Below are 11817 nucleotides of genomic sequence, written 5' to 3'. Positions count from 1 at the left end.
CTTATCTTCGCCGCCCATCATGCCCACTGCCCCCTCCTCCAAGCGCTGGCTCGACCGCCTGCTGGACCTGTTCGCCGCGCTCGGCGCGCTGTGCATCCTCGCCGTCTGCGTGATCATGATCCTGATGTCGCTGTCGCGCGAAACCTCGGTGATCTTCAAGGGCGGCGACGACATCGTGGCCTGGCTGTGCGCCGCCTCCGCCTTCCTGGTGCTCGGCCAGACCTTCCAGCATGGCGGCATCGTGCGCGTGGAGATGCTGCTGTCGGCGGTCGGCCCGCGCCGGCGCTGGCTGCTCGAACTGGTCTCGCTCACCATCTGCCTGGTGTTCGCCGCCTATGCGGCCTGGGCGCTGGGCACCTTCGCGTTTCAGAGCTGGGAGATCGGCGATGTCTCGCAGGGCCAGATCGTGATCCCGTTGTGGATACCGCAGAGTTTCGCGGTGCTGGGCTGCGCGGGATTCCTGCTCGCGGTCGCCGACGAATGGCTGCGCGTGGTGCGGCGGCAGAAGCCGCGCTACCAGCTGGCCCAGGAGGCCAAGCTGGCCGCCGGCGATTTCGGGGAGACGGTCTGATGAGCACGGTCGTGGTTGCACTGATCCTGCTGCTGGTGCTGATCGTCTTCCTCGCGCTGGGCGCGTGGATTCCCGTGGCCATCGCGGTCACGTCGTGGCTCGGGCTGGTGGTGTTCTCCGACCGCGAGGCCCTGGTCAGCCTGGCCAATGCGTGGTGGTCGTCGAGCGCCTCGTACACGCTGGCATCGCTGCCGCTGTTCGTCTGGATGGGCGAGATCCTGTTCCGCACCCGGCTGTCGGAGCAGATGTTCAGCGGGCTGTCGCCATGGCTGAGCTGGCTGCCCGGGCGGCTGATGCACGTCAACATCCTGGGCTGCGGCATCTTCGGCTCGGTGTCGGGCTCGTCGGCGGCCACCTGCGCCACCATCGCCAAGTCGGCGCTGCCCGAACTGACCCGGCGCGGCTACGACGAGCGCATCACGCTGGGCTCGCTGTCGTGCGCCGGCACGCTTGGCATCCTGATCCCGCCGTCGATCACGATGGTGGTGTACGCGGTCTCGGCGGATGTGTCGATCATTCGCGTGTTCCTGGCCGGCTTCGTCCCGGGGCTGCTGCTGATGCTGCTGTTTTCCGGCTACATCGTGGTCTGGGCGCTGGCCAACCCGGACAAGACCCCGGCGTCGGAGCACTTCAACTGGCGCGCGCGGCTGGCGTCGATCCGGCAGCTGCTGCCGTGCATCGTGCTGATCGCCTTCATCACCGCGATCATGGTGACCGGCTACTCCACCGCCACCGAAGCCGCGGCCTATGGCGTGGTCGCGTCGCTGGCGCTGGCGTGGGCGGGCGGGTCGCTCACGCGCGCCGCATTCTGGGACAGCCTGATGTCGGCCACGCGCCTGACCGCGATGATCATGTTCGTGCTGGGCGCGACCTCGTTCCTGTCGGTGACCATGAGCTTTACCGGCATCCCGCGCGCGCTGGCCGAGTGGGTGGCCGCGCTGCAGCTGTCGCCGTGGGCGCTGATCGCGGTGCTGACGGTGATCTATATCGTGCTCGGCACGGCGCTGGACGGCATCTCGATGATCGCCCTCACCACCGCCACGGTGCTGCCGATGGTGCAGGCGGCCGGCTTCGACCTGGTCTGGTTCGGCATTTTCATCGTGCTGCTGGTGGAGATTGCCGAAGTGACGCCGCCCGTCGGCTTCAACCTGTTCGTTTTGCAGAGCATGACAGGCAAGGACAGCAATTACATCGCGCGGGTCTCGCTGCCGTTCTTCATGATGATGGTGGTGGCGATCGCCATCGTCACGATCTGGCCCGGCGTGGTGACCTGGCTGCCCGACGCGGTGATGCAGCAGGAGGTCAAATAGCCTTGGCCGGGACGGCAACGGACACGCGAGGGAGGTTCGCGCAGCGATGCATGTGATTGTCATCGGCGCCGGCGCGATCGGCGTCAGTTCGGCGTGGTACCTGCGCCAGGCCGGTTTCGACGTGACCGTGCTAGAGCGCCGCGGCGCGCCGGCGCAGGAAGCCAGCTTCGGCAATGCCGGCGTGATCGCGCCCGGCTACGTCACGCCCTGGGCCGCGCCCGGCATGCCGGCCAAGATCCTGCGCACGCTCTTCGCGCGCGAGGCGCCGGTGCTGTTCCGCCCCGCCGCGGATCCGGCGATGTGGCGCTGGATCGCGCGCTGGCTGCGCGAATGCCGGCTCGAGCGCTACCGCGCCAACAAGCTGCGCATGCAGCGGCTGGCGTTCTACAGCCGCGCCTGCCTGCACCGGCTGCGCAGCGAGCTGGAGATCGACTACGAGCAGTCGCAGGGCTACCTGCAGCTGTTCCGCACCGCGCGCGAGCTGGACCTGGCCGGGCCCGCCATCGCCCTGCTGCGCGAGAACAACGTGCCGCACCGGCTGGTCAGCGCCGCCGAATGCCGCCAGATCGAGCCGGGGCTGGCCGCCGGCACGCCGCTGGCCGGCGGGCTGCACCTGCCGGAAGATGAATCCGGCAACTGCCCGATGTTCGTGCGCGCGCTGCACCGGCATGCGCAAGCCGCGGGCGTGTCGTTCCGCTTCGACACCGCGGTGACACGCATCCGTCCCGGCCCGGCCGGCAAGCTGGAGATCGAGCTGACCGAACCCGGCGGCCAGGGCTCTGCCGCGGTGCTCGGTGCCGAGCGCGTGCTGGTCGCCGCCGGCGCCGACAGCGCCGCGCTGCTGCGCCCGCTGGGCCTGCGCGTGCCGCTGTATCCGGTCAAGGGCTATTCGGTGACGGTGATGATCCGCGACGAACTGCAGGCCCCGCTGGGCGCGCTGATGGACGAGTCGTACAAGGTCGCGATGACGCGCATGGGCAACCGGCTGCGCGTGGCCGGCACGGCAGAGCTGGGCTCGCGCCGGCTCGACCTGCGCCCCGCCGCGCTGAACACGCTGGTCAAGGTCGCACGCGACTGGTTCCCGGTGGCCGGCAACTACCAGGAGGCGACGCAATGGGCCGGCGCCCGGCCGATGCTGCCCGACGGGCCGCCGCTGATCGGCCCCACCGCGGTGCCGGGGCTGTTCCTGAACCTCGGCCATGGTTCGACGGGCTGGGCGATGAGCTGCGGATCAGGCAAGATTGCGGCGGACCAGATCGCCGCCAGCGCTGGCGCTGCCGCCGGCCGCGACGGTCCGGACATCGACATGGAAGGCCTGCTGCCCGACCGCTACGGGCTGGGGCCGGCCAACTGAGCCCGACATGACCCGCCCTGCCGCCACCGTCATCACGCCCACCGACCTCGAACACGACTGGCTTGCCCTCGATGCGGCCGCGCCGGCCCCGGTGCCGCTCTACGGCGTGGCCGCGATCCGCCGGCTCGAGCACGCCGCGCTGGCGCGGCTGCCGGCCTTCACGCTGATGTCGCGCGCCGGCACGGCGGCGGCGCGCTGGCTCGCCTGCCATGCGCCCGACGGGCCGCTGCTGTTCCTGGCGGGGCCGGGCAACAACGGCGGCGACGCGCTGGTCGCCGCCACGCAGCTGCATCGCGCCGGGCGCGCGGTGCAGGTCTGGCTCGCCGCCGAGCCGCAGCGCCTGCCGGCCGATGCCGCCACCGCGTGGCAGCAGGCGCAGGCCGCGGGCGTGCCGTCGAGCGTGATGGCCAAGGTGGATGCCGCGCACGACGCGCCCTGGCCCGCCGGCACCGCCGCGATCGTCGACGGCCTGCTCGGCATCGGCCTGAACCGCCCCGCCGACGGCCGCATGGCGTGGTGGATCGACCAGCTCAACCGCGCCGCGCTGCCGGTGTTTGCGCTGGACATTCCCAGCGGCCTGTCCGCCGACACCGGCGCGGGCGCGCCGGCCGTGCGCGCCCGGCGCACGCTGACCTTCATTGCCGCCAAGCCCGGCCTGCTGACGCTGGACGGGCGCGACTGCGCCGGCGCGGTCGAGATCGCGCCGATCGGCCTGGACTATCCCCCGCGCGAAGCACCGCAGGGCCTGGTGAACGGCCCCGCGCTGTTCGGTGCCGCGCTGCCGCGCCGCCGCCACGCCAGCAACAAGGGCACGCATGGCTCGCTCGCCGTGATCGGCGGCAACCTCGGCATGACCGGCGCGCCGCTGCTCGGGGCCCGGGCCGCGCAATGGCTTGGCGCGGGCAAGGTGCATATCGGCTTCCTGGCGCAGCCGGCGCCGCTGCTCGATCCGCTGCATCCGGAGCTGATGCTGCATGCGCTCGACGCGCTGGCACTGGCGTCGATGTCGGCGCTGGTGATCGGGCCGGGCATGGGCACCGATGCCAACGCCCGCCAGCAGTTCGCGCGGCTGCTGCAGGCCGCGACGCAGCCGCTGGTGCTGGATGCCGATGCGCTGAACCTGCTGGCGTCCGATCCTGCCTTGGCCGGTGCGCTGGCCGCGCGCGGCGCCGCCACCGTGATGACGCCGCACCCGCTCGAAGCCGCGCGGCTGATGGGCGTGCCGGTGGCCGAGATCCAGCGCGACCGCCCCGCCGCCGCCGCGGCGCTGGCCGCTCAATGGCAGGCCGTGGTGGTGCTGAAAGGATCGGGCAGCGTGATCGCCGCGCCCGACGGCAGCCCGTGGACGCTGAACCCCACCGGCAACGCGGCGCTGGCCAGCGCCGGCACCGGCGACGTGCTGGCCGGCATGCTGGGCGCGCTGCTGGCACAAGGCATGGCGCCGCTGGCCGCGGCGCAGGCGGCAGTGTGGATCCATGGCCGTGCCGCCGATGTGCTGGTCGAACAAGGCACGGGCCCGGCAGGCGTCATGGCAGGTGAACTGTATGCGCCGGCCCGCGGCGTATTCAACCAGTTGCTGAACGCAGCGCAAGCGTAAGGCAAGCGCGAGCTTCGCGTTCCGGCGCATACCGGCGGCGCCCGCCGCACCTGCCGTCAGACAACGACCGATACCGGCTCGGCGCCGCGGCTGTTATGTTGCAAGTGGTAACGATATGACGCCGCCGCGAGCCTCGATGCCGCGATCGCTGGCGATATACTTACCGCTCCGTCTTGCAAGCCGGCAATGCCACGCGGCTCGCGCCCCGCAACCCCGCTAGTCCTGCACGCCAGTCCTGCATGCCCACTGACCTTCACGCCTGGAACGCCCTGCTGCGGCACCATGACACCCTTCGCGACGCCCAGATGCGCGACTGGTTCGATCGCGAAGGCGCACAGCGCGTCGCGCAATGCTCGCTCGAGGCCGCCGGTCTCTATCTCGACTACTCGAAGAACCGCATCACCGCGCAGACCATGAGCCTGCTGATGCAGCTCGCGGCCGAGGCCGGCGTCACCCGCCGTCGCGACGCGATGTTCGCGGGCGAGCATATCAACACCACCGAAGACCGCGCGGCCCTGCACGTGGCCCTGCGCGCCACCGCCGGCGCCGGCTACAAGGTCGACGGCGAAGCCGTGGTGCCGGCGATCCAGCAGGTGCTGGCGCGCATGCGCGACTTCTCCGCGCGCGTGCGCAGCGGCGCCTGGAAGGGCGCGACCGGCGAGCGCATCACCGATGTCATCAACATCGGCATCGGCGGTTCCGACCTGGGGCCGCGCATGGTGTGCCGGGCGCTGTCGCATCTCGCCGATGCGGATGGCAACACCGCGCCGCGCATGCACTTCGTCTCCAATGTCGACGGCACCGACCTCGCCGAGACCCTGGTGCGGCTGGATCCGCAGCGGACCCTGGTGATCGTCTGCTCCAAGACCTTCACCACGCTCGAGACCATGGCCAACGCGCGCAGCGCGCGCGCGTGGTTTGTCGCCGGCGGCGTGGCCGAGCAGGACCTGGCCAAGCACTTCGTCGCGGTCTCGACCAATACCGAGGCGGTGCGCGAGTTCGGCATCGACCCGGCCAATATGTTCGAGTTCTGGGACTGGATCGGCGGGCGCTTTTCGCTGTGGTCGTCGGTGGGCCTGTCGATCACGCTGGCGGTGGGCTTCGATGCCTTTGCCGACCTCCTCGCCGGCGGGCGCGCGATGGACGAGCATTTCCGCAGCGCGCCGCTGGAGCGCAACATGCCGGTGATCCTCGGCATGCTGGGCATCTGGTACCGCAATTTCTGGAACCTGCCCACCAGCTGCATGGCGCCCTATTCCACCTCGCTGGAGCTGTTCCCCGCCTTCCTGCAGCAGCTGGAGATGGAGAGCAACGGCAAGTCGGTGCAGCTCGACGGCCAGCCCATCCGCACGCATACCTCGCCGGTGGTGTGGGGCACGGCCGGCACCAACGGCCAGCACGCGTACTTCCAGCAGATCCACCAGGGCTCGCAGGTGGTGCCGGTGGATTTCGTCGCGCCGCTGGTGCCGCCGCGCCGGCTGCCGGGCCATCACGCCAAGCTGCTGGCCAATTGCTTCGCCCAGGCCGAGGCGCTGATGCGCGGGCGCAGCGCCGACGAGCTGCGCGCCGGCGGGCTGAAGGACGAGGTGCGCATCGCGCATATGGTGTTCGACGGCAACCGCCCCAGCAACACGCTGCTGATGGAGGACCTGACGCCCAATGTGCTGGGCGCGCTGATTGCGCTGTACGAGCACCGCACCTTCGTGCAGGGCGTGGTGTGGCGCATCAACTCGTTCGACCAGTGGGGCGTCGAGCTGGGCAAGATCCTGGCGCGGCCGATCGAGGCCGAACTGGCCGGCACCGCCACCGGCCAGCACGATGCCTCCACCGCCGCGCTGATCGCGCGTGCCCGCGCGGTGCTGCAGGCGGGCGCGGCCAGCTAGCCGCTAGACCTCAAGGCCGATCCATTCGTCGCTGGCCACGCGGCCGGCGTCGATGGTCAGCACGCGCCCGCAGCGCGACGCCACCGAGCGGTCGTGCGTGACCAGCACCAGCGTCGAGCCGGCATCGCGGTTCAGCTCGAACATCAGCGCGATCACCGCTTCGCCGGTGGCGGTATCGAGGCTGCCGGTCGGTTCATCGGCGAACAGGATGTCGGGGCGCGCGACGAAGGCGCGCGCCAGCGCCACGCGCTGCTGCTCGCCGCCCGACAGCGTGCGCGGGTAGTGGCCCAGGCGCGCGCCCAGCCCCACGCGCTGCAGCATGTCGACTGCGCGCTCGCGCACTTGCGCGGTTTCGCCGCGCAGTTCCAGCGGAAGCATCACATTCTCCAGCGCGGTCAGGTGGCCCACCAGCTGGAACGACTGGAACACGAAGCCGACATGCCGGCCGCGCACCGCGGCGCGCTGGTCCTCGTCCAGCGCGTACAGGTCCTGGCCCTGCAGCCGCACCGTGCCGGTGCTGGGCAGGTCCAGCCCCGCCAGCAGCCCCAGCAGCGTCGACTTGCCGGATCCGGACGCGCCCACGATGGCGAGCGTTTCGCCCGGCGTGACGGAAAACGTCACGTCGTGCAAAATCGTCAGCGAACCGGTCGTGTCGGCTACGGTCTTTCCAAGGGATTCGACTGCAAGAATGGAAGAAGACATGGATATAGGGATCCGAGGGAAAAAGCGCAGGCTGCTGCTGGCAGCCGGCATGGCGCTGGCGATTGCGGCTGCCGGACCGGCGCGGGCCCAGGCTCCGGCCAAGACCGCGGCCCGGGCCGCCGCCCCCGCGCTGCTGGTACTGGGCGACAGCCTGTCGGCCGAATACGGCATCGCGCGCGGCGCGGGCTGGGTCACGCTGCTGCAGGACCGGCTGCGGCAAGAGCGCTTCGATTATAGCGTCGTCAATGCCAGCATCAGCGGCGAGACCACCATCGGCGGCAAGACCCGCCTGCCCGAACTGCTGTCGCGGCACCGCCCCGCCATCGTGGTGATCGAGCTCGGCGCCAACGATGCGCTGCGCGGCTTGCCGCTGCACACCACCGAGGCCAACCTGCGCAACCTGGTCACCACCGCGCAGCAGGCCGGCGCCAGCGTATTGCTGATCGGCATGCGCATCCCGCCCAACTATGGCCAGGACTACACCGAAAAGTTCGTCTCGCTCTATCCCAGGCTGGCGGGCGAATACAAGGTGCGGCTGGTGCCGTTCTTCCTCGACCAGGTTATTGCGCGGCAAGACTGGTTCCAGCCCGACCGCATCCACCCGACCGCCGCGGCGCAGCCCGCCTTGCTCGACACGGTGTGGCCGCAGCTCAAGCCCTTGCTCAAGCGCAGCGGCGCGAAGTGAACATAAAAAACTCCTGCCGCATGGCAGGGGTTTTTGATTCAGGCGTGGCGGCGTAGCGCCGGCCTGGCGCGGATCACTCCGCGCCCTGCTCCTGCGTCGCGCCGGCCGGCGTCAGCAGCTTGACCTTGGAGCGGGCCTTCAGGCTTTCATAGAAGGCCTGCAGGTCGGTCTGGCCGGCCAGCTGCGCCAGCTGCTGTGCCTCGGCCTGGCGGCGGGCCGGATCGGCCTGCGGCGGCTGGCTGACCTTGGTGATGCGATAGACCGCATAGCCCTGCGCGCCCAGGTCGACACCGACCAGCGCCGGCAGCTTGGCGGCATCGGCGCGCATTACGGCTTCCACCGCCTGCGGCGTCATGCCCTCGGCCTTGGTGCGCGACACCGTCTGCACCGCGCCGAAACCCTCGGCACTGTCGGCCTGCTTCAGCGCGGCCAGTCGCGCCTCGCCATCCTTGCGCGCCAGCGCCGCGGCCTGCTGCGCGACATAGCCTTCGCGCACCTGCGCTTCGACTTCCTCGAACTTGCGCACGGTCGCCGGGCGGTACGCGACGATGCGCGCGGCCACCAGCGTGTTCGGCGCGACCTGCACGGCTTCGGTGTTGCGCTTGTTCTTGATCGCGTCGTCGCTGAACAGTGCCTTGAGCAGCTTCTCGTGGTTCAGCGGGCTCTGCGCGCCCAGCGCCGGATTCGGCTGGCGCGTGACGTTGTCGGCGGTCTGGATGGTCAGCTTGAACTTGTCGGCGGCGGGCTTGAGGCTGTCGGCCTGCTCGTAGACGGTATTGCCGAAGGCATCCGCCTGCTCGGCAAATTTCTTGTCAGCGAACTGCTTGCGCAGCTCGGCTTCCAGCTCCGTGCGCACGGCCTCCAGCGGCCTGGTTTCGGCGGGCTTGGTGCCGGTCAGCTTGATGATGTGGTAGCCGAAGTCGGTCTCGACCACGTCGCTGATCTGGCCTTCCTTGAGCGCGTACATGGCGTCCTCGAACGGCTTGACCAGCGCGCCGCGGCCCATGAAGCCGAGGTCGCCGCCCTTCGCGGCCGAACCCGGGTCCTGCGAGTTCTTGCGCGCGACGTCGGCGAAGCTGTCCGGCTGCTTGCGCACTTCTTCCAGCAGCTTGGTCGCCTTGTCCTTGGCGGCCTGGCGCTGCGCCGGCGGCGCGTCCTTCGGCGCGCTGATCAGGATGTGGCTGGCGCGGCGCTGCTCGTCGACGCGGAAGCGCGCGATATTGCTTTCGTAGTACGACTTCAGCTCTTCCGGCGTCACCGCCTGCGACGCGGCCAGGGCCTCGCCCGACAGCACCAGGTATTCGACCTTGGCCTGCTCGGGCACCGAGAAGTCCTGCTGGTGGCTGTCATAGTAGGCCTTCAGCGCGGCGGCGTCGGGCTGCACCTTGGCCGTGTAGCCGGCAGGCTTGAACAGCAGCGCCTGCACCTCGCGCTGCTGGTCGCGCACCGCCATCAGGCGCTCGATCAGCGACTTCGGCACGAACGCGGTCGCGGCAATCGACCCGCCCAGCTGCTGCGTGGCCAGCTCGAAGCGCATGCGCGCATCGAACTGCTCGGGTGTCATGCCCTGCGACTGCAGCAGCTGCAGGTAAGCCTTGTCGTCGATCTTGCCGTCCTTGCCGCGCGGCAGCTGCGCGATCGCCGGCAGGTTGCTGATCTCTTCGAGCAGCCTGGCGTCCGACACCGTCAGGTGCTCGCTGGTCACCGCATTGGCCAGCACGCGTTGCTGGATCAGTTGCTCGAGCACGGCCTTGCGTGCCTCCGGGCCCTCGAACTGGCGCGGATCATAGTTGGCGCCCAGGATCTGGCGCGCGCGCTCGCTCTGGTCGCGCACCACGTTGTCGACCTCCTGCACGCTGATGGCACGGCCGTCGACCTTGGCGGCATCGTGCGAGCTGTCCATGAAGCGCGAATAGCTTTCCACGCCGAAGAACACGAACGACGGGAAAACAAGCACCAGCAGCAGCAAGAGCATCAGGCGCCGGTTGTTGCGTACGAAATCAAGCATGCGGATTCGGGTAGTGGATTGGCACGAAAGACAAACTCCGCGATTCTATCAGGAGCCGGTGGGCAAGCGCCCTTTGTGCAGGGTGGCGAACATGGCGGAGCGAAGCCATGGCGCAAATGAAAAACGCCCGCAATGCGGGCGTTTCTTGATACTGGCGGAGTGGACGGGACTCGAACCCGCGACCCCCGGCGTGACAGGCCGGTATTCTAACCGACTGAACTACCACTCCTGTGTCGGTACCTGCTGCAGCGTACTTTCGTACCAGCGCCGCAGCAGAGAGGCGAAACTATAACGTATGTTCCCGGACCAGCGCAATACGGGGCACGTTTAAATTTGGCCCCTCGTGCCATCGGCCCCAACCAATCAAGCGACGGATCCATGGAGGGTCCCTCGCCCCTCGTGTCATCCCGCTGTCACTTGCGCCCCGCACAATCGCCTTCATCCGGCCTTCCAGGCCACTCGCATGGCCCCGCCGCTTGTCTTGCGGCGCACCGCACCAACGGTTGTCCTTGACACCCGTTTTTTTGCGGCTTGAATGAAAACGTTTTCATTTCTTCTGCACCGACTCCTGCACTCACCTGCCGAATGCGCCGCAACGCCACCTCCCTCGCCGCTTCGCCCGCGCCATCCAATGGCGCGACCCTGGTCAATGTCGCCAGGGCCGCGGGCGTGTCGCTGGCGACCGCCTCGCGCGTGTTCAGCAATCCGGAGCTGGTGCGCCAGGAGACCGCCGAGCGCGTATTGCAGGCGGCGGGTGAGCTAGGCTTTCGCCCCAACCTGCTGGGTGCCAAGCTGCGAGCCCAGCGCTCGCGCATCGTCGGGGTCATGCTGCCGACGCTCGAGAATGCCGTGTTTGCCGAATGCTGGCGCGGCATCGAGGAGGCGGCGCTGGCGCAAGGCTATTCGCTGATGCTGGTGACCAGCCGCTACGACCCGGCCCGCGAACGCGAGCGGATCGAATATCTGCTGCGTCACCGCGTCGACGGCATGGTGCTGACGGTGGCCGATGCCGCCCGCAGCGCGGTGCTGGAACAGCTGGATGCCGAAGGCGTGCCTTATGTCCTGGCCTACAACCAGGCAGCGCGCCGGGGCCAACGCTATTCGGTATCGGTGGACAACCGCGTCAGCGCGCGCGCCGGCGTCGAGACGCTGATCGCTGCCGGGCATCGGCGCATTTCGGTGGTGTCGGGCGCCTTCGTCGCGTCGGACCGCGCCAGGCAGCGCCATATGGGCTACCAGGACGCGATGCGCGCGCATGGCCTGCAATCGTTGCCGCCGCTGTCCCTGCCAGCCCATACGCCCACGCACACGCCGGCGGAGGTCGAGCGCATCCGGCGGTTCGTCACAGCGCCATCCGCGCCCACCGCGCTGTTTTGCACCAACGACATGCTGGCGATCGGTGTGATTTCCATCCTGAGGCGCCTGGGACTGTCCGTGCCCGGCGATGTATCCGTGCTCGGCTACGACGGCATCGAGCTCGGCCAGTTGCTGGAGCCGCCGCTGTCCACCGTGGCGCAGCCCAACCACGAGATCGGTGCGCGTGCGCTGGGCTGCCTGCTGGCACGGCTGGCGCCGGCCAGCGCCGGGGCCGCGCCTGACCCCCGCTTGCCGCGCGCGACGCTGCTGCCGCACGCGCTGCGCGAAGGCGCTACCGTCGGGCCGCCGGCTTAGCGGCACTGCAACCAAAGCAGCGCCGACATCGCCTCG

At 69.5% G+C, this 11817-nt stretch carries 9 protein-coding genes and 1 tRNA gene; 7 read left to right on the top strand and 3 right to left on the bottom strand.

The features are described 5' to 3' along the window. Positions 1-19 precede the first annotated feature (19 nt). From U9J39_RS23050 to pgi, 5 genes are all read left to right on the top strand, one after another. Complete coding sequence (locus tag U9J39_RS23050) at positions 20-571, top strand: TRAP transporter small permease subunit (protein WP_116312516.1); 552 nt, start codon at positions 20-22, stop codon at positions 569-571. Further along, positions 571-1881 (top strand): TRAP transporter large permease, encoded by a 1311-nt coding sequence (locus U9J39_RS23045; protein ID WP_115709336.1) that lies wholly within the window; start codon positions 571-573, stop codon positions 1879-1881. The genes U9J39_RS23050 and U9J39_RS23045 overlap by 1 nt, the downstream gene beginning before the upstream one ends. Before the next feature lie 46 nt (positions 1882-1927). Next, positions 1928-3235 carry a D-amino acid dehydrogenase gene (locus U9J39_RS23040; RefSeq protein WP_115709335.1) on the top strand — a complete coding sequence of 436 codons (1308 nt, stop codon included), beginning with the start codon at positions 1928-1930 and terminating at the stop codon, positions 3233-3235. Positions 3236-3242: 7 nt separating this feature from the next. Further along, entirely contained in the window at positions 3243-4832 is a 1590-nt protein-coding gene (locus U9J39_RS23035; RefSeq protein ID WP_326348178.1) for an NAD(P)H-hydrate dehydratase, read from the top strand. 239 nt (positions 4833-5071) lie between these two features. Beyond that, a complete protein-coding gene (gene pgi / locus U9J39_RS23030) occupies positions 5072-6715 on the top strand; it encodes a glucose-6-phosphate isomerase (protein ID WP_115709331.1) in 1644 nt (547 codons plus the stop codon). 3 nt (positions 6716-6718) lie between these two features. Here pgi and U9J39_RS23025 read toward each other — a convergent pair whose 3' ends face one another. Further along, positions 6719-7417 carry an ABC transporter ATP-binding protein gene (locus tag U9J39_RS23025; protein WP_018005892.1) on the bottom strand — a complete coding sequence of 233 codons (699 nt, stop codon included), beginning with the start codon at positions 7415-7417 and terminating at the stop codon, positions 6719-6721. On the opposite strand from U9J39_RS23025, the gene U9J39_RS23020 reads away from it, so the two are divergent. Then, positions 7416-8102, top strand: a complete 687-nt coding sequence (locus tag U9J39_RS23020) for an arylesterase (RefSeq protein ID WP_116312513.1) — start codon at positions 7416-7418, stop codon at positions 8100-8102. The genes U9J39_RS23025 and U9J39_RS23020 overlap by 2 nt on opposite strands. 73 nt (positions 8103-8175) lie before the next feature. Here the strand turns inward: U9J39_RS23020 and U9J39_RS23015 are convergent, their stop codons facing one another. Further along, positions 8176-10110, bottom strand: coding sequence for a SurA N-terminal domain-containing protein (locus tag U9J39_RS23015; RefSeq protein WP_326348177.1), 1935 nt, complete (start codon positions 10108-10110; stop codon positions 8176-8178). A 152-nt stretch (positions 10111-10262) separates the two neighbouring features. Beyond that, positions 10263-10339: transfer RNA gene (locus U9J39_RS23010), tRNA-Asp, on the bottom strand. 356 nt (positions 10340-10695) lie between these two features. Between U9J39_RS23010 and U9J39_RS23005 the strand changes: the two genes are divergently transcribed. After that, on the top strand, positions 10696-11781 hold the full coding sequence (locus tag U9J39_RS23005; protein WP_326348176.1) for a LacI family DNA-binding transcriptional regulator: 1086 nt from the start codon (positions 10696-10698) through the stop codon (positions 11779-11781). The last annotated feature ends 36 nt before the right edge of the window (positions 11782-11817 follow it).

Origin of the sequence: Cupriavidus sp. SS-3 (assembly GCF_035818815.1) — a bacterium.
GTDB classification, from domain to species: domain Bacteria; phylum Pseudomonadota; class Gammaproteobacteria; order Burkholderiales; family Burkholderiaceae; genus Cupriavidus; species Cupriavidus taiwanensis_C.
Note: the sequence above shows the minus strand (reverse complement) of the source record. Positions and strands in the feature narration are given on the sequence as shown.

What these genes read in the sequence shown, in the direction of transcription:
- U9J39_RS23045 (WP_115709336.1), top strand. Translation starts at nt 571, where the DNA reads ATGAGCACGGTCGTGGTTGCACTGATCCTGCTGCTGGTGCTGATCGTC.
- U9J39_RS23035 (WP_326348178.1), top strand. Translation starts at nt 3,243, where the DNA reads ATGACCCGCCCTGCCGCCACCGTCATCACGCCCACCGACCTCGAACAC.
- U9J39_RS23020 (WP_116312513.1), top strand. Translation starts at nt 7,416, where the DNA reads ATGGATATAGGGATCCGAGGGAAAAAGCGCAGGCTGCTGCTGGCAGCC.
- U9J39_RS23015 (WP_326348177.1), bottom strand. Translation starts at nt 10,110, where the DNA reads ATGCTTGATTTCGTACGCAACAACCGGCGCCTGATGCTCTTGCTGCTG.
- U9J39_RS23040 (WP_115709335.1), top strand. Translation starts at nt 1,928, where the DNA reads ATGCATGTGATTGTCATCGGCGCCGGCGCGATCGGCGTCAGTTCGGCG.
- U9J39_RS23025 (WP_018005892.1), bottom strand. Translation starts at nt 7,417, where the DNA reads ATGTCTTCTTCCATTCTTGCAGTCGAATCCCTTGGAAAGACCGTAGCC.
- U9J39_RS23005 (WP_326348176.1), top strand. Translation starts at nt 10,696, where the DNA reads ATGCGCCGCAACGCCACCTCCCTCGCCGCTTCGCCCGCGCCATCCAAT.
- U9J39_RS23050 (WP_116312516.1), top strand. Translation starts at nt 20, where the DNA reads ATGCCCACTGCCCCCTCCTCCAAGCGCTGGCTCGACCGCCTGCTGGAC.
- pgi (WP_115709331.1), top strand. Translation starts at nt 5,072, where the DNA reads ATGCCCACTGACCTTCACGCCTGGAACGCCCTGCTGCGGCACCATGAC.